The organism is Streptomyces sp. NPDC056600, assembly GCF_042792855.1.
Classification (GTDB): Bacteria; Actinomycetota; Actinomycetes; order Streptomycetales; family Streptomycetaceae; genus Streptomyces.
Genome location: NZ_JBHTVQ010000018.1, coordinates 48,168 through 65,185 on the forward strand (window position 1 = coordinate 48,168; position 17,018 = coordinate 65,185).

Below are 17,018 nucleotides of genomic sequence, written 5' to 3' on the forward strand. Positions count from 1 at the left end.
TCACGGCCACCTGCGTATTCGGTACGGAGGCGTTCACGATGGGATAAAAACCCCGCCGGTCCGGTAACCCAGGGCCACCGGGGTCGTTGGGTCGGAGGCAGAACGATTTCTTCTCCTCCGACCAACTCGCCTCCCACTTAAGGCACCTCAGTGGACGCAGTCACACCGACATCGGCCGCCGCGCGTCTGCGCGCCGCCCGCGGCGGGACGGGCCGGAAGGCCCCCCGCTCCCTTCGCACCAGGCTTCTCAGGGTCCTGATCCTGGCTCTCGCCGTCCTGCTGGCCCTCCTCGGCACCGCCGCGGCCGAGCGGATCGCGACCTTCCGCAACGCCTCCGCCACGGCGGACGACGCCCGCCTGGAGATCACCCTGCAGGGGCTGGTCCACGAGCTGCAGAAGGAACGCAGTCTCACCGCCGGTCACCTGGGCGGCGTGCGGGAGTTCCGGGACCGGCTGCCCGCACAGCGCAAGGCCACCGACACGGCCCTCGCCGTGCTCGACCAGGCGCTGCGGGGGCACACGGACGAGCGGCGCGCGGACGCGGTCCGGGAGGTCCTCGGGCGGCTCGGCGCGCTGGACGGCATCCGTGCGAAGGCCGACCGGCGGAGCGTCCAGGTGCAGGAGGCGTTCGCCTACTTCACCTCCACCATCGCGGCCCTCGACCGGCTCGACCTCGGTCTCGACGAGGTCCGTGACCACACCCTCTACGACGCCGGCCGCGCGCTGCGGTTCCTCGGCGACGCCAAGGAACTCGCGGGCCAGGAGCGGGCGCTGCTGCTCGGGGCGGTGACCGCCGGGCGGTTCCATGGCGACGACCACGGCCGCTTCCTGGAGATCAGGGCCGGCCGCCTCGCCTCGCTGGCCGCCTTCCCCTCGGTGGCCTCCGCCGCGCAGGAGCGCCGCCTGGACGCCGCGCTGAGCACGCCCGACGCCCGGCGCAGCCAGTGGTACGAGCGCCGTGCGGTCCGCGGCGGCGGCCTGCTCGACGCCGCCGAGATCCCGCCCACCGCCTGGTGGAGCAGCACCACCTCCACCATCGACGGCCTGCGCGAGGTGCAGATCTCGCTCGGCCACGACGTGGAGAGCCGAGCTTCCGAACTGGAGAGCGACGCCGGCGAGGACCTGGTGCTCTTCGGCCTGCTGGCACTGGTGACCGTCGCGGCGCTCGGCGCGCTCGCGCTCGACTGCGTCCGCACCGTCTCCGGCCCGCTGGCCGATCTCGCCCAGCAGGCCCGCGAGGTGGCCGGGAAGCGACTGCCGCTGGCGGTCGCCGCGATCCAGAACAGCAACCTGCGCGAGGCGCCCGAGCCGCCCGAGCCGCTGCGCGTCCCGCCGAAGGCCGGCGTCGAGGTGCTGGAGATGGCCGAGGCCTTCGACCGGGTCCAGCGGGCCGCCTTCGACCTCGCCACCGAGCAGGCCGTGCTGCGCCGCAACGCGACCGAGTCGCTGGTCAGCCTGGGCCGGCGCAACCAGAACCTGGTCCGCCGCCAGCTGAGCTTCATCAACAAGCTGGAGCACGAGGACGCCGACCCGGCGACGCTGGCCAACCTCTTCGAGCTCGACCACCTGGCCACCCGGATGCGGCGCAACGCGGAGAGCCTGCTGGTGCTGGCCGGCGAATCCAGCCCGCGCCCCTGGTCCACCCCGCTGCCGGTCACCGACGTGCTGCGGGCGGCGCTCTCCGAGGTCGAGGAATACCGCCGGGTGGTGCTGCGGCGCATCGAGCCGGCCGGGGTGTCCGGCTCGGTGGTGGCCGAGATCGCCCACCTGCTGGCCGAACTGGTCGAGAACGCGCTGAACTTCTCGCCTCCGGAGTCCCAGGTCGAGATCGAGGGCCGGCGCACCAGCGCGGGCTACCTGATCGCCATCGTCGACCACGGACTCGGCATGGACGCCCAGGCGCTCGCCGAGGCCAACGTGCGGCTCTCCGGGCGGGCCAGCTTCATGGCCGACCCGGGCCGCTTCCTGGGCCACTTCGTGGTCGGCGCGCTGGCCCGCAAGTGCGGGATCGAGGTGCGGGTGGGGGAGGCCCCGACGGCCGGCGTGGTCGCCCGGGTGCTGCTGCCCGCCGCTCTGCTCGCCGAGCCGAAGAACCCGGCGGGGACGCCGGACGACGACGTGGTGGTGGACGGCCGGCTGGACCAGAAGGCCGTGCTCCCCGCGCCGCGTACCGCGGCGGCCGCCCCGACTCCGGCCGGGAGCGCCCACCTGGTACCGGTCACCGTGGACGGCCGACCCATGGAGGGTCGCCCCATGGATGGCCGCCCCATGGAGGGTCGGCCCATGGAGGGTCGGCCCATGGACAGCCGACCCATGGACGGCCGCGTGGACGGTCGTCCCGCGCCCCAGGCGCCGGCCGGGCAGCCCCGTCACGCGCGCCCGCAGATCGCCGTACCCCCGGCCCCCGGCTCCGGGGAGCGGCGGGCCGAACCGGCGCGCGGCGCGGACGCCGCCCGCACCCGCAACGGCCTGGTCAAGCGCCCCAGGCGCAGCGCCATCGGCGCCGCGGTCGACGAGACCGACCGGGCCGGCGCCCGGCCCCTGCCCCCGGCGCCGGAGCGGGAGCGCACCCCGGAGCAGGTCTCCGGGATGCTCTCCTCCCTGCGCAGCGCCCACCTGCGGGGCGGGATCAGCGTGCAGAAGGAGAAGGAGAGGGACATGGATCGCGGCACGGGTGCCGACGCGTGGCCGGCGAAGGACGCCGCGGCTGACGGGGGCGAGGCGAAGTGACCACTTTTCCCACCCAGAACACCGCCCCGGCCGCGCAGGACTCGCAGACCTTCAACTGGCTGCTGGCGGCCTTCGTCCGCAACACCGACGGGGTGCGGGACGCGGTCGCGGTCTCCTCGGACGGCCTGCTGATCGCGGTCTCCGACGGACTGGGGCGGACCGAGGCCGACCACCTGTCGGCCATCGTGTCGGGGCTGTCCAGCCTGGCCCGCAGCGCCTCGCGGCGGTACGGCTTCGACGGGGTGAAGCTCATCATGATCGAGATGGGGCGGGGCTTCCTGCTGGTCTCGGCGATCCGGGACGGCAGCTGTCTCGGGGTGCTCGCCGACAGCAGCGGCGAACTCGGCCTGGTCGGCTACGAGATGGCGGTGCTCGCGGAACGGGCGGGTGACCTGCTCACGCCGGCCCTGATCGCCGATCTCCGTCAGTCGCTGCCCCGGTGAACGGCACGCCCATGGAAGAGGACAACAGCTTCGTCAGGCCGTTCATCATCACCGGTGGACGGGTGGAGCCCACGCAGAGCGACCTGCGGCTGGAGACCCTGGTGGTCGCCGTCCGGCCGCCGGACGAGTCGCTGACGTTCGAACGGAAGCGGGTCGCCGCGGTGTGCGCGAGCCCGACGACGGTGGCCGAGGTGGCGCATCGGGTGGCTGTCCCGCTGGGGGTCGCCAAGGTGCTGATCTCCGACCTGGTCGCCGTCGGGCACCTCGCCTGCCGCCAACCCGTGGAGCTCTCGCTCCACACGCTGGAAAGGATCAGGGACCATGTCCGGGCGCTCTGACAAGATGGTGCCGCTGGCCGTCAAGATCGTGGTGAGCGGTGGACTCGGGGTCGGCAAGACCACGTTCATCGGCGCCATCTCCGAGATCGAGCCGCTGGACACCGAGGCCGCGATCACCCAGGTGTCCGTGGGCGTCGACTCGCTGGACGGGGTGGAGTCCAAGACCACCACCACCGTGGCGCTCGACTTCGGCCGGATCACGCTGAACCCGGCGATCTCCCTCTACCTGTTCGGGACGCCCGGGCAGGACCGGTTCTCCTTCCTCTGGGACGACCTGGTGGAGGGCGCGCTGGGCACCGTGGTGCTGGTCGACACCCGCCGGATCGAGGACTGCTTCCCGGCGCTGGACTACTTCGAGGCCCAGCGCGCCCCGTTCGTGCTCGCGGTCAACCACTTCCCGGGAGCCCGCCGGTTCGAACTGGACGAGGTGCGCGAGGCCCTGGGGCTGGGCGACGACGTGCCGGTGGTCGACTGCGACGCCCGCGACCGCCGTTCGGTGCGGGACGTCCTGGTGATGCTGATGGACCGGGTCATCCGCGAGCGCACCGCGGGGCGGGAGCGCTCGGCCGCACTGGTGTGACACACGGGACGGACGGTGCGAGGAGACGGGCGGCCGTCGTCCCGGAATCGCCGGGGCGGCGGCCGGCCCGTCGGGGGCCGGGGTGTGAAGTCCCTGTGCCGATGTGCCGGGGAGAACGCCGCCGGGAGCAAGCGGACGGTCGTCTTCCGGCCAGGGGCGAATGGGACCTCACGTGCGGAGGGGGAACAGGTGAGCGCCCGTTGCTGCATACGCGCGGTTTAGCTGAGCTGTGCGTCTGTGGCCGGTCCGGGCGGGGAATGCGCTTGGCGACGCCGTCCTCGTCGGGCGGCCGAAAGGCACCCTTGCGCCGCTCGGTCGCACGGCCGAATACTCCCTGCAGCGCTTGTCAGGAGCACGGCGTGTCCGGCAATCCCGGTCGCCCCTGCCCCTGGCTGCGCCTCACGGGCCCGCGCCCCCACAAGCGGGCCCCCGACTTCCCAAGTGGAGGAACGACCAGTGAGGATCAAGCGCACCACCCCCAGCAACGGCGTCACGAGACGAACCCGTCTGCTCGCCGTGGCCACCGGCCTGGTGGCCGCCGCCGCGATCGCGGTGCCCGCCGCCAGCGCTGACGAGGTGACCACCTTCAGCTCCGGTCAGCTCACCGCGGCGAGTGACTCGGTCATGAAGGCAGACGTCCCGGGTACCGCCTGGGCGGTCGACGCCAAGACGAACCGGGTGGTCGTCACCGTCGACAGCACGGTGTCCCAGGCCGAGATCAACAAGATCAAGAAGGAGGCGGGCGACAAGTCCGGCGCGCTGACCGTCAAGCGCACCTCCGGGAAGTTCGAGAAGTACATCTCCGGCGGCGACGCCATCTACGCGAGCAGCTGGCGCTGCTCCCTGGGCTTCAACGTCCAGGACAGCGCGGGCAACTACTACTTCCTGACCGCCGGCCACTGCACCGACGGCGCGGGCTCCTGGTACTCGAACTCGGGCCGCACCACGGTGCTGGGCAGCACGTCGGGCTCGAGCTTCCCGGGCAACGACTACGGCATCGTCCGGTACACGAACTCCTCCGTGGCCAAGTCCGGCGCCGTGGGCAGCGTGGACATCAAGAGCGCGGCGACGCCGAGCGTCGGCACCACCGTCACCCGTCGCGGTTCCACCACCGGCATCCACAGCGGCCGGGTCACCGGACTGAACGCGACCGTGAACTACGGCGGCGGCGACATCGTCTCCGGCCTCATCCAGACCACGGTCTGCGCCGAGCCCGGCGACTCCGGCGGCCCGCTGTACTCCACCAGCGGCATCGCCTACGGCCTGACCTCCGGCGGCAGCGGCAACTGCTCCTCCGGCGGCACGACCTTCTTCCAGCCGGTCGTCGAGGCCCTGAACGCGTACGGGGTCAAGGTCTTCTGATCTCCCGCACCTCCGCACCATCCTCCTGGGGAACCCCCCGCACGCCCGGCGTGCGGGGGGTTCTCGCTGTTCGGAGCGGGGACGGGGCGCGGGTGACGGGTGTCTCCCGGGTCGCCCGGAGTTTCGAAAGTGGTCTATGGTGGAGACGAAGGTGAACGTTTGTTCGATAGGCGGTTCGACAGGTAGGCCGGGAGGTGCGCATGCCGGGTTTCCCGCACCTGCACACCGCCTCCGGTTTCTCCGTACGCCACGGCGCCTCGCACCCCGAGCGGCTGGCCGAGCGGGCCGGCGAGCGGGGCCTGCGGGAGCTCGCCCTCACCGACCGGGACACCGTGGCCGGGGCCGTCCGGTTCGCCAAGGCCTGCGCCAAGGAGGGCGTCCGTCCGCTGTTCGGCGTGGACCTCGCGGTGGCGCCCCCGGCCGGGGCGAGGCGGTCCGGCCGGTCGCCGGAGCGGCGCCGGACGCCGGTGCGCGGCGGCGCCTTCGTCGACGAGTCGGCCCCCCGGGCGACCTTCCTGGCCCGGGACGGGGCCCGCGGCTGGGCCGGAGTGTGCGCCCTGATCACCGCCGCCCACGCGGGCGGCGGCGCCCCGCTGCTGCCCGCCGAGGCGCTGTACGCCGAGGGGGTGACCGTGCTGCTGGGTCCCGACTCCGACGTGGGCCGCGCCCTGTCCGCCGGACGCCCCGACCTGGCCGCCCCCCTGCTCGCCGCCTGGCGTGAGCGGTACGGGGACGCGCTGCGGCTGGAGACCGTCTGGCACGGCCGCCAGGGCACCGGGCACGGCTCGCTGCGGCTGGCCGCCCGTACCCTCGCGCTCGCCGCCGAGCAGGGCGTGCGCCCGGTGCTGACCAATGCCGTCCGCTACGCCGACCCCGGCATGGGTCCGGTCGCCGACGTGCTGGACTCCGCCCGCCGTCTGGTCCCCGTCGACCCGGCCCGGGGGCTGGACTCGGGCGAGGCGTGGCTCAAGGGCGCCGACGCCATGCGGGAGGCCGCCGAGCGGGTCGCCGAGGCCGCCGGGCTGGGCCCACGGGCCGCCGGGCGGCTGCTGGAGCACACCCGGACCACCGCCGAGGAATGCCGGGTCGACCCCGAGGAGCACCTGGGCATCGGCAGCGTCCACTTCCCCGAACCCCACCTGGTCGGCGCCGAGCGGCGCACCGCGCAGCGGGTGCTGGCCTCCCGGGCGGCGGCCGGGATGGTGCTGCGCGGCTACGACCGGCGGCGCGCGTACTGGGAGCGGATGCACCACGAGCTGGACATCATCGCCCATCACGGCTTCGCCACCTACTTCCTCACCGTCGCCCAGGTCGTCGACGACGTCCGCGAGATGGGCATCCGGGTCGCCGCGCGCGGCTCCGGCGCCGGCTCCCTGGTCAACCACCTGCTGGGCATCGCCTCCGCAGACCCGGTCGAGCACGGGCTGCTGATGGAACGCTTCCTGTCCAAGCGCCGGGCGGTGCTGCCGGACATCGACGTCGACGTGGAGTCCGCCCGCCGGCTCGAGGTCTACCGGAAGATCTTCGACCGCTTCGGCGGTGAGCGGGTGGCCACCGTCGCCATGCCCGAGACCTACCGGGTGCGGCACGCGGTCCGCGACGTCGGGGCGGCGCTCGCCATGGACCCGGCGGAGATCGACCGGATCGCCAAGTCCTTCCCGCACATCCGCGCCCGCGACGCCCGGGCCGCCCTGGAGGAGCTGCCCGAGCTGAAGCAGCTGGCGGGGGAGAAACAGCGCTACGACAGGATGTGGGACCTCGTGGAGGCGCTGGACGCGCTGCCCCGCGGGGTCGCCATGCACCCGTGCGGCGTGCTGCTGTCCGACGCCACGCTGCTCGGGCGCACCCCGGTGGTGCCCACCAGCGGCGAGGGCTTCCCGATGGCCCAGTTCGACAAGGACGACGTCGAGGACCTGGGCCTGCTCAAGCTGGACGTGCTCGGGGTGCGGATGCAGTCGGCGATGGCGCACGCGGTGGCCGAGGTGGAGCGGGCGTCCGGCGAGCGGATCGACCTGGACGCGGTGCCCGAGGGCGACCCGGAGACGTACCGGCTGATCAAGTCGACCGAGACGCTCGGGTGCTTCCAGATCGAGTCGCCCGGCCAGCGCGACCTGGTCGGCCGGCTCCAGCCGGAGACCTTCCACGACCTGGTGGTGGACATCTCGCTGTTCCGGCCCGGACCGGTGGCCGCCGACATGGTGCGGCCGTTCATCGAGCGCCGGCACGGGCGCAGCCCCGCCCGCTACCCGCATCCGGACCTGGAGCCGGCGCTGCGCGGCACCTACGGCGTGGTGGTCTTCCACGAACAGCTGATCGACATCGTGGCCGTCATGACCGGCTGCGGCCGGGGCGAGGCCGACCGGGTGCGGCGCGGGCTGTCCGACCCGGACTCCCAGGGACGGATCCGGACCTGGTTCGCCCAGCACGCCACGACCCGGGGGTACGACGCCGAGACGGTGGAGCGCGCCTGGGAGATCATCGAGGCCTTCGGCTCGTACGGCTTCTGCAAGGCGCACGCGGTGGCCTTCGCGGTGCCGACCTACCAGTCGGCCTGGCTGAAGGCGCACCACCCGGCCGCCTTCTACGCCGGGCTGCTCACCCACGACCCCGGGATGTACCCCAAGCGGCTGCTGCTGGCGGACGCGCGCCGACGGGGCGTGCCGGTGCTCCCGCTGGACGTCAACCGGTCCGGCGTCACCCACCGTATCGAACTGGTGTCTGGCGGAAAGCGGGAGGATTCCGATGTCTGGGGGCTGCGGCTGGCCCTCGGGGACGTGCACGGCATCAGCGAGGCGGAGGCGGGGCGGATCGCCGAGGGGCAGCCGTACTCCTCCCTGCTGGACTTCTGGCAGCGGGCCCGCCCCAGTCGCCCGGTGGCCGACCGGCTGGCACAGGTGGGCGCGCTGGACGCGTTCGGCGCCAACCGGCGCGACCTGAGGCTGCACATCAGCGAGCTGCACCGGGGCGCCGCCCGCGCCGCCGGAGCCGAGCAACTGCCGTTGGGCGGCGGCGGGCGCACCGCGTCGGCCGGGCTGCCCGACCTGACCGACGGGGAGCGGCTCAGCGCCGAGCTGGGCGTGCTGTCCATGGACGCCTCGCGCAACCTGATGGACGACCACGCGGAGTTCCTGGCCGAGCTGGGCGTCACCTCCGCGAAGCGGCTGCGCACCGCCCGGCACGGCGAGACGGTGCTGGTGGCCGGGTCCAAGGTGGCCACCCAGACCCCGCCCATCAGATCGGGCCGACGGGTCATCTTCACCACCCTCGACGACGGCACCGGCCTGGTCGACCTGGCCTTCTTCGACGACTCCCACGACGCCTGCGCGCACACCGTCTTCCACTCCTGGCTGCTGCTGGTGCGCGGGACCGTGCAGCGCCGAGGGGTGCGCAGCTTCAGCGTGGTGGGCACGGCCGCCTGGAACCTGGCCGAGCTGTCCGAACTGCGCGCCGAGGGCGGGCTCGAGCGGGTGGCGGCCCGGCTGTCGGAGACGCTGGCCGAGCAGAGCGCGCTGCGCGAGAAGGGCGGCCCGGGCCGGGAGGAGGGCGACGCGGAGGGCGGCCGGACGATCCGGATGCCCACCGGGTACGAGATGCACCCGTGGGCGGACCTCCGTCCGGCGGGGAACGGCGGCCCGCCCACGGGGCGGAAGCTGTGGCACAGCAGCCCGGGCAGCGCCGGGTGAGGCGGCCCGGGGGCGGAGGCTTCCGGGGGACGCGCGGGAGCCGGCCGCCGCGGGCGCGGGTCAGCCCGCGGGGGTGGCCTCGCGGCCGCGACGGCGCAGCAGCTTGCGGCGCGGCTCCTGGTCGGGCATCCAGCCGAAGGCCAGGGTCGAGCCGAGCAGCCCGAGGATCAGCCCGATGACGAACCCGCCGAGGTTCGAGGTGACCCACGACCCGAGCGTGGCGAGCAGGCCGATGATCGAGTAGAAGATCCGCTGCGTGGGGTTGAAGAGGATCAGCAGACCGCACAGCGCCATCACGCCCGGCAGCAGGTAACCGGCGATGCCCAGGGCGCCCGCCTTGAGGATCACCTGGAGCGAGGACTCCAGGACCTTCATGGTCAGCATGATCTCCACACCGGCCAGGGTGAGCAGCAGGCCGCCCAGGAACGGGCGGTTGCCGCGCCAGACGGCGAACCGGGACCGCCGCCGGGGCGCCGGAGCGGCGGCGGCGGCGGCGGGTGGCGCGGCCGCGGACGGCTCGGCGGCCGCGGGGGCGGGGTGCGGCGCGGTGTACGGCGCGGTGTGCGGGCTGTCGGATGTGCTGTCGCTGGCCACGGCCGGCGGCTCCTTCGCGGGCGTTTGCGATCGGACACGGGCCCGGCCGGCGGAACGCGTCCGCCGGCCGGGTCTGGCGACTGCGTCAGTTGCCGCAGCCGGCTTCGCTGAACGCGATCTTCAGGTTGGGCAGGGTCATGGCACCGGCGGTGGTCGCCCAGTTGTGCTGGTAGACGTCCTCCAGCACGATCTTGTCGGCCTGCATGCCGAAGGTGCCCAGCGGACCCTGCGAGAAGCCCTTGTCCAGGGTGGCGGCGTCGCGGCCCATCTCCAGGCCGGTGAAGGTGCCTGTCCGGCCGGTCAGGGTGTCCGAGTCGGTGGCCAGGTTGGTGGCCTTGGCCGGAGTGCCCTTGTTCCCGGCGGTGATGGTCAGGTGGGTGCCGCCGATCGCGACCGCCTGACACAGGTTGGTGATCTCGGCGTTCTTCATGGTGGTGACGAACACCGCCACCTGACCGCCCGTGTCGCCCTGGAGCGGGCTGTCCGGGTGCATGTTGTCCAGACCGCCGTACTGGGCCATGCCGGTGGCCTGGATCTTGTCGGCGTTGATGGTGAAGGGCATGCCCGAGATCGTGAACTGGGCGGCCAGGATGCCCTGGGCGGTCGCGACGACCAGCGCGGCGGTGGCGAGCACCCCGGGGACGCCGAGCGCGGCCCAGCGGCGCAGGCGGACTCTGCCCTTGAGGGGCATTGCGGACTCTGACATGAACGGCTCTCCTCTGTGACGGCGATGTCGGTGGAACCGGGGCAGGTCCTGGCGCGGACGTCACCTCCCGTGGTCCGCGCCGGGTTTCCCTGGTTCTGTCGGTGGCGGCGCGGCGGAGGCTTCGGGGGGATGCCTGGAAGTTACCGGCGAGTGAGGAACGTGGTCAATTGGCTTGCGGACAAAGAGTGTTGACCTTGTGAGCTGATTGGTACGGATGTGGCCACGTGGTGCCGGGGAGGCGTCGGCGGCTTCTCCTTCCGGGTGGTGCTCCCACCTGCGGGCCCGTCGCCGGGAGGGGCCGCGGGAGATCGCCTGACGCCAACACCCGCCGTCCGAACTGGACTTACCTTGGGTAACAAAATTGTCCCCCGCGCCTTGACCACCCAACCGGCGCTCGGTAGAACACCGTTGGGTTTCCCTGCGGATGAACGTCCCCCTCGCCCGTGGCGCCGGGCGAGGGGGACCCGCCGCGCCGCCGTGCCGCACGACTCCGCCCGAACGGGCCCGATGCGAGGAGAGACGCGCACATGGACAACGTGAGAGACCGCAGACCCCGCCGCCTGCTCGGCAGGGCCGCCACCGTGATCGCCGGCTGCGCCGCCCTGGTGGGACTGCAGACGACGCCCGCCCCGGCCGCCGGGACCCAGCTGGCCGCCCCCTACCAGAACATGGACACCTGCCCGCTCACCTCGTCGCTGCTCGCGGAGCCGGGCAACCTCCAGGTCGGCTGCGTGCACTCCGAGGTCGACGGGGGCACCTTCCGGATCGGCGAGTACAGCGTGCCGATCGGCGCCCCGATGAAGCTCAACTGGGGCATCCGCTGGTCGTCGGCCGCCCCGACGGTCGACATCTCGGGCAGCGCCGCCAACGTCTACGACACCGCAGCCCCGGTGGGCGGGCCGCTCCTGGACGCCCCGGTCACCGAGGCGCCGCTGCCGGGCCTGGCCAACTTCTGGCCCGGCGTCACCAGCGCGGACATCCAGGTCGAGCCGGCCGGCCCGATCAAGAACTTCGTGCCGCTGGCCGTCGGCAGCGACCACCCGCTGTTCGAGATGCCGATCAAGCTGAAGGTGATCCACCCGCTGCTCGGCTCCCGGTGCTACGTGGGGTCGGACGCCAAGCCCATCGTGCTGCGGGCCTCCTCGCCCGGCGCCCCGGAGCTCTCCTTCGAGGGCGACCCCAACGGGCACCCGACCGCGGTGCTCAAGGTCAGCAACGGCACCCTCACCGACTCCTCGGCGGCCATCCCCGGCGCCAGCCGCTGCGGCCTGCTGGGGCTGGGGGAGAGCAACTGGATCGTGAACTCGCTCTTCGACCTGCCCGCCGGGGCGGGGGAGAACGCGGTCACCTTCACCGGCGTCGACACCACGATCGCCATCGACGACAGCCTGGCCTCGCTCACCGCGGCACTGAACGACGCCCGCGGCTGACGACCGCACGACGACCCGTCGGGGCGGGACCGCACGCCTCGCCCCGACGGGCGCTCCGCCCTGCCCTCCGGCCGGCCGAGGGTCCCGAGGCCGCCCCGGCGGCGTGACAGCACTCCGTGCATGAACTGGGATTACCCCGGGTAACAAATATCCGGCGGACCTCTTGACCGTCCGTAGCGTCACGGTTACAAAACCTAGGGAACGACTGCGGTCGACTTCTTCCGCCCTGTCCGGGGCGTGGTGGAAGGCCCGCAGTGAACGGCGCCACCCGAACTCTCACCGCGGGCCCGGTCCCACACCGCGTGTGAGCAGACGGCGGTGACGGGGCGGCACCCGCGTCACCGCCGTGCGCACCCCCCGAGATCCATCCCCCATGGAAGGAATCCGTCATGCGCAATCGTCGTACCGCCTTACTCGCCACCGCCGCCCTCGCCGGCACCGCCTCGCTCTGGGGCGTCTCCGCGACCGCGACCGCCGCGCCGACAGCCACCTCGGTCCTGACGTACGACGCCACCGGCGCCAACGTCCCGGTCGGAGCCAAGCTGACCGCGTCCCTGGCCGCCGGCACCACGGCCAAGCTCACCACCACGGCGAGCGGCAGCACCGGCGTCACCTGCAGCGGCTCCGCCATCGAAGCCACCGTCGCGACCAACCCGACAGCGCCGGGCACGGCCACCGAGAACAACGTGAAGCAGACCTTCAACGCCGCCACGTGCACGTCGAACATCCTCGGCACCACCGGCGTCAGCTCCATCACCATCTCGCCGCTGCTGACCGCCTCGGTCACCTCCGCCGGGGTGCTCACGGTGAACGGACCGATCACCGCCACCGCGGTGCTGAAGAGCGTCTTCGGAAACGTCAACTGTGTGTACTCCGCCGCGTCCATCAGCGGCACCACGAACAACGCCGACGACTCGATCAACTTCAGCAACCAGCTGCTCACCAAGACGAGCGGGTCGACCACCTGCCCGTCCAGCAGCTACTTCACCGCCAAGTACGCCCCGGTCACCGGACCGGGCGGAGCGGTGTCGGTCAACTGACCAGCGCCTCCACGGACCTGTGAGGTCCCCGGGCCGCCCCCGCGAGCGAGCAGCACGGCTCGCCGGGGGCGGCCTCGGTCCGGGCGTTCCGCCGCGGCTCCGGGCCTCAGGCCAGCAGGGCCTCCAGGCCGCCCTCGCGGGCCAGCCGTTCCAGCTGGTCCAGGGCGGCCTCGGCCTCGGCGGCGGCGTGCGGGTCGCGCTCGCGCAGGCCGCTCGCGGCGAACTCGTCCTCGTCCAGCCGCAGCACCCTCGCCCCGTCGCCGGACACCCACAGGTCCAGGTCGAGGTCCTCCACGACCACCTCGGCGCCGGCCCGCTCCGCGGGGCGGGTCACGTCGCAGTACCAGCCCTTGAGGTCGCCGGAGGGGGCGCGGACCTCCTTCACCGAGTACCACCGGTCCCGCCAGTACCACTCGGTGAACACGTCGTGGGGCTCGAACCGCACGAAGCCGAAGTCGCGGACGCCCTCGCCGGCCCATTCGGCGCGGACGGCGATCCGGGTGCCGTCGTCGGAGAGCAGCTCCGCGGGGTAACTGACCTTCAGGCGGCCCGCCTTGCGCAGCACCACCTCGACCTGCTCCGGGCCGCCGCCTTCAGGCGAGTTCGCGGACATGGTGCACCTCCTGCGCGCAGACCTCGTACCCCAGCCACCGGTTGACCGCGAGCATGGCGTCGTTCCCGGCGTCGTTGCCGGTGTGCGCCTCGGTGAAACCGGCCGCCCGCGCGCGGTGCAGCGAGTCGGCCTTCACCAGCTTCGCCAGCCCCCGGCCGCGGTGGGCGCGGGCCGTGCCGGTCATGCCGGTGCCGTACCGGGTGCCGCCGTCCGTGCGGACCGCGGTGAACGCCACCGGGCGGCCGTCGGCGACGGCGACGGTGGTCAGGTCGTGGCGCAGGAGCGGGTGCCGCCAGGTCTCGTCGAGCCAGGTCCCGTAGTCGTCGAGCAGATGGTCCACGTCGCCGGGCTCGTCGGCGGTGCACTCGGCGTCCAGAGCGAAGAGCGGCCGCGGGTCGTCGGCGAAGTCGTCGGCGGTGCGCAGCTCGACGCCCGGGGGCGGGGCGGGCACCGGGGGCAGTGCCGCCTTGGCCAGGTCCAGGAGCAGGAACTGGGCGGTGCTGCCAGGGCGGTAGCCGCGACGCTCCGCGAAGAGGCGGTCGGCGGGCTCGTCCAGGACCCAGGAGAACACCTCGCGCGCGCCCAGGGCGGCGAGCCGTTCCTCGCCTGCCTGCAGCAGCGCGGTGCCCGCGCCGCGGCCGGTGCGGTCCGGGCGCACGTAGACGTTGAGCAGCGCCTGCCCGGGCTCCGGGCTGTCGTGCGCCAGTCTGACCTGTGCGGTGCCGATCGCCTCGCCGTCCTCCTCCGCGAGCAGCGCGGTGTACCGGGCGTCGGGAGGGAGGCGGGTCAGCACGTGCTCGACGGAGTCGGCGGTGAAGAAGACATAGGGGAGGGCCAGCATCCGGACCCGGGCGAACGCCTCGGCGTCGCCGCGGTTTCCCGGGCTGAGGGCGCGTACCGATACGGTCATGGCGGGGACGGTACGCGAGGGGCCCGGGGGCCGCCCTTCATTTTCCGGCCGTGGCCCGGTGGTGCAGAATCCGGGTGTGAGCAGCCTGAGGATCCGCATCGACGACCGAGCCGGCAGCCTGCCGCCCTACGAGCAGGTACGGGCGCAGATCTCCGAACAGGCGCGGTCCGGCGCCCTCCCGGTGGGACACCGGCTGCCGACCGTGCGCGGCCTCGCCGAGACGCTCGGGCTGGCCGCCAACACCGTGGCCAAGGCCTACCGGGCGCTGGAGGCGGACGGGGTGATCGAGACCCGCGGCCGCAACGGCACCTTCGTGGCCGCCGCCGGAGCCGCGGCCGAGCGCGCGGTGGCCGCCGCGGCCCGGGAGTTCGCCCGGACGGCACACCGGCTGGGTCTGGACGCCGACGCCGCGAACCATGCCGCCGCGGACGCGGTCCGAGCGGTGTACGAGGGGCCCGCCGTATAGCGGGCCGGAGGATTCAGCGCGGCGTCCGGGTCACCTCCAGGCCCTCCGAGCGGGTCGCGCGGGCGAAGCGGGTGGCGTCGTGGACGGCGGCTCCGCCGGGGTCGTTGTTGAAGTAGGCGTACAGGTCGCCCGCGGGCCAGGTGGCGGCGGCGCGCTCGGCCCAGGTGCGCAGGGCGCGGGCGCCGTACCGTGGCCACGGGCGGGCGCGGCCCTCGTGGAGCCGCAGGTAGCCCCAGTCCGCGGTCCGCCACAGCGGGGTCACCGGACGGGAGCCGCGGTCCGCCCAGCACAGGGCCGCCCCGCGGTCCTCGAGCACCGACCGCACCCGGTCCGTCCACCACGAGTCGTGCCGCGGCTCCACCGCCACCCGCACCTCGGACGGGAAGCAGGCCAGGCAGTCCTCGAGCAGGGCGGCGTCGGCGCGCAGGGTCGGCGGGAGCTGAAGGAGCACCGGACCGAGCCGGTCGCCGAGGCCGCCGGCGTGGGACAGCAGCCGTTCCACCGGCTCCGCGGGGTCCTTGAGGCGCTTCACGTGGGTGAGGAACCGGCTCGCCTTCACCGCGACCGTGAAGTCCGCCGGCGTCCGCTCCCGCCAGCCGGCGAAGGTCTCACGGGACGGCAGCCGGTAGAAGGCGTTGTTGCTCTCCACCGTGGCGAACCGGGCGGCGTACTCCTCCAGCCACCGGCGCATCGGCGTGCCCTCCGGGTAGAGCACGCCGCGCCAGTCCTTGTACTGCCACCCGGAGGTGCCGACGAAGACGGTCATACCGCCATCAAAGCACTACAGGTAGAGCCCCGCGTCCTCCCCGGCCCGCGGCTCGGGCAGTGCCGTCGGCGAGGTGCCGCGCCGCAGCGCGTACAGCTCGGCGAGGGTGGCCCCGTCGCGGCCGATGCCCTCCTCGGTGCCGAGCCACTCCACCGACTCGCGCCGGGTCAGCGGGCCGACCTCGATCCGCGCCAGACAGCGGCCGGGCCGCACCACGGCCGGGTGCAGGCGCTCCAGGTCCTCGTTGGTGGTGATGCCGACCAGCACCTTGCGGCCCTGCCCGAGCAGACCGTCCGTCAGGTTCAGCAGCCGGGACAGCGCCTGGCCCGCCACGTGCTTGGCCTCGCCGCGGACCAGCTCGTCGCAGTCCTCCAGCAGGAGCAGCCGCCAGCGGCCCTCGCCGTCCTCGTCATCGTCGTCGTCGCCGATGGCGATGTTCATCAGGTAGCCGGCGTCGGAGAACAGCAGCTCCGGGTCGAGCACGCAGTCCACCTGGCACCAGTCGCGCCAGGAGCGGGCCAGGGTGCGCAGCGCCGTGGTCTTGCCGGTGCCGGGCGGGCCGTGCAGCAGCAGGAGACGGCCGGCGATGTCCTCCGGGGTGGTCTTCATCAGCGAGTCCATCGCCCCGGCCACCGGCGCCGTGTAGTTGACGCGGACCTCGTCCCAGGTGGCGGCGGAGATCTGCCGGGTGATGCGCAGCGGTCCGCGGCGCGGGGAGAGGTGCCAGAACCCCATGGTCACCTCCTCGGGGACCGGTTCCGGTTCCATCTCCACGCCGTCGGTGGCGCGGTGGATCACCGAGTGCGCCAGCTCCTCGCTGACCGCCGTCACCGAGACGTGGGTGCCGGTGCCCCACTGCGCGGTGGAGACCCGCAGGGTCCAGCCGTCGCCCTCGGCCAGGGTGGAACGCTGCTTGTCACTGCTGGCCTGCCGCACGACGCGGGCCTCGTCGGGCACCAGCTGGGCCCCGGGGCGGACCCGGTCGAGGCTCACCGTCCGGGAGTACGGCTGCTCGCCGGTGGTGAAACGCTGAAGGAACAGGGCGTCGATGACGTCGATCGGTGAGTCACCGTCGTCCAGGGCGAGCCGGATGGGCACAAGGGCGTGAGGGTCTTCGGCCATGGGCTCATGATCCGTGGGATCGGCTGCGAGCGCACGGCAATTCCTGTATTGCCGGCCCGCATCGCCACAGCTCGCCCCCCTCGCGGAGGGGGGGGGGGGGGGGGGCCCCCCCCCCCCCCCCCCACCCCCCCCCCCCCCCCCCCCCCCACCCCCCCCCCCCCCCCCCCCCCCCCGACCCCCCCCCCCCCCCCCCCCCCCGCCCCGCCCCCCCCCGGGGCCCCGCCCCGGGCCCCCC

The 17,018-nt window shown here is 73.6% G+C and carries 15 protein-coding genes; 9 read left to right on the forward strand and 6 right to left on the reverse strand.

The window, feature by feature from the left end:
- Window positions 1-150 precede the first annotated feature (150 nt).
- The 6 genes from ACFRAV_RS12045 (at window position 151) to ACFRAV_RS12070 (ending at window position 9,136) form a co-directional block, all read left to right on the forward strand.
- Window positions 151-2,730, forward strand: coding sequence for a nitrate- and nitrite sensing domain-containing protein (locus ACFRAV_RS12045; protein ID WP_382554125.1), 2,580 nt, complete (start codon window positions 151-153; stop codon window positions 2,728-2,730).
- Window positions 2,727-3,173, forward strand: a complete 447-nt coding sequence (locus ACFRAV_RS12050; RefSeq protein WP_351112688.1) for a roadblock/LC7 domain-containing protein — start codon at window positions 2,727-2,729, stop codon at window positions 3,171-3,173. The genes ACFRAV_RS12045 and ACFRAV_RS12050 overlap by 4 nt, the downstream gene beginning before the upstream one ends.
- A gap of 11 nt (window positions 3,174-3,184) precedes the next feature.
- Window positions 3,185-3,511 carry a DUF742 domain-containing protein gene (locus tag ACFRAV_RS12055; protein ID WP_351112686.1) on the forward strand — a complete coding sequence of 109 codons (327 nt, stop codon included), beginning with the start codon at window positions 3,185-3,187 and terminating at the stop codon, window positions 3,509-3,511.
- On the forward strand, window positions 3,495-4,091 hold the full coding sequence (locus ACFRAV_RS12060; protein ID WP_351112684.1) for an ATP/GTP-binding protein: 597 nt from the start codon (window positions 3,495-3,497) through the stop codon (window positions 4,089-4,091). Before ACFRAV_RS12055 ends, ACFRAV_RS12060 begins: the two co-directional genes overlap by 17 nt.
- Before the next feature lie 456 nt (window positions 4,092-4,547).
- Entirely contained in the window at window positions 4,548-5,453 is a 906-nt protein-coding gene (locus ACFRAV_RS12065) for a S1 family peptidase (protein ID WP_382554128.1), read from the forward strand.
- 200 nt (window positions 5,454-5,653) lie between these two features.
- Window positions 5,654-9,136 (forward strand): DNA polymerase III subunit alpha, encoded by a 3,483-nt coding sequence (locus ACFRAV_RS12070; RefSeq protein WP_382554130.1) that lies wholly within the window; start codon window positions 5,654-5,656, stop codon window positions 9,134-9,136.
- 60 nt (window positions 9,137-9,196) lie between these two features.
- Here ACFRAV_RS12070 and ACFRAV_RS12075 read toward each other — a convergent pair whose 3' ends face one another.
- Entirely contained in the window at window positions 9,197-9,730 is a 534-nt protein-coding gene (locus tag ACFRAV_RS12075; RefSeq protein WP_382554133.1) for a DUF6114 domain-containing protein, read from the reverse strand.
- A gap of 85 nt (window positions 9,731-9,815) precedes the next feature.
- The gene (locus ACFRAV_RS12080; protein WP_382554136.1) at window positions 9,816-10,436 is read right to left on the reverse strand and encodes a DUF6230 family protein; all 621 of its coding nucleotides are present in this window, start codon (window positions 10,434-10,436) and stop codon (window positions 9,816-9,818) included.
- Between the two features lie 527 nt (window positions 10,437-10,963).
- On the opposite strand from ACFRAV_RS12080, the gene ACFRAV_RS12085 reads away from it, so the two are divergent.
- Window positions 10,964-11,866 carry a hypothetical protein gene (locus tag ACFRAV_RS12085; RefSeq protein WP_382554137.1) on the forward strand — a complete coding sequence of 301 codons (903 nt, stop codon included), beginning with the start codon at window positions 10,964-10,966 and terminating at the stop codon, window positions 11,864-11,866.
- Between the two features lie 389 nt (window positions 11,867-12,255).
- Window positions 12,256-12,906, forward strand: coding sequence for a Tat pathway signal sequence domain protein (locus ACFRAV_RS12090; RefSeq protein WP_382554138.1), 651 nt, complete (start codon window positions 12,256-12,258; stop codon window positions 12,904-12,906).
- Between the two features lie 106 nt (window positions 12,907-13,012).
- On the opposite strand, the gene ACFRAV_RS12095 is transcribed toward ACFRAV_RS12090, so the two are convergent.
- Entirely contained in the window at window positions 13,013-13,519 is a 507-nt protein-coding gene (locus tag ACFRAV_RS12095) for a DUF402 domain-containing protein (protein WP_382554141.1), read from the reverse strand.
- The gene (locus ACFRAV_RS12100; protein WP_382554144.1) at window positions 13,500-14,429 is read right to left on the reverse strand and encodes a GNAT family N-acetyltransferase; all 930 of its coding nucleotides are present in this window, start codon (window positions 14,427-14,429) and stop codon (window positions 13,500-13,502) included. The genes ACFRAV_RS12095 and ACFRAV_RS12100 overlap by 20 nt, the downstream gene beginning before the upstream one ends.
- Before the next feature lie 76 nt (window positions 14,430-14,505).
- On the opposite strand from ACFRAV_RS12100, the gene ACFRAV_RS12105 reads away from it, so the two are divergent.
- Window positions 14,506-14,895 (forward strand): GntR family transcriptional regulator, encoded by a 390-nt coding sequence (locus tag ACFRAV_RS12105; protein ID WP_382554145.1) that lies wholly within the window; start codon window positions 14,506-14,508, stop codon window positions 14,893-14,895.
- A 13-nt stretch (window positions 14,896-14,908) separates the two neighbouring features.
- Here ACFRAV_RS12105 and ACFRAV_RS12110 read toward each other — a convergent pair whose 3' ends face one another.
- Window positions 14,909-15,661: a DUF72 domain-containing protein gene (locus ACFRAV_RS12110; RefSeq protein ID WP_382554146.1), complete on the reverse strand. Its 753-nt coding sequence runs from the start codon at window positions 15,659-15,661 to the stop codon at window positions 14,909-14,911.
- A gap of 15 nt (window positions 15,662-15,676) precedes the next feature.
- Entirely contained in the window at window positions 15,677-16,783 is a 1,107-nt protein-coding gene (locus ACFRAV_RS12115; protein WP_382554148.1) for a DUF5925 domain-containing protein, read from the reverse strand.
- Window positions 16,784-17,018: the final 235 nt, after the last annotated feature.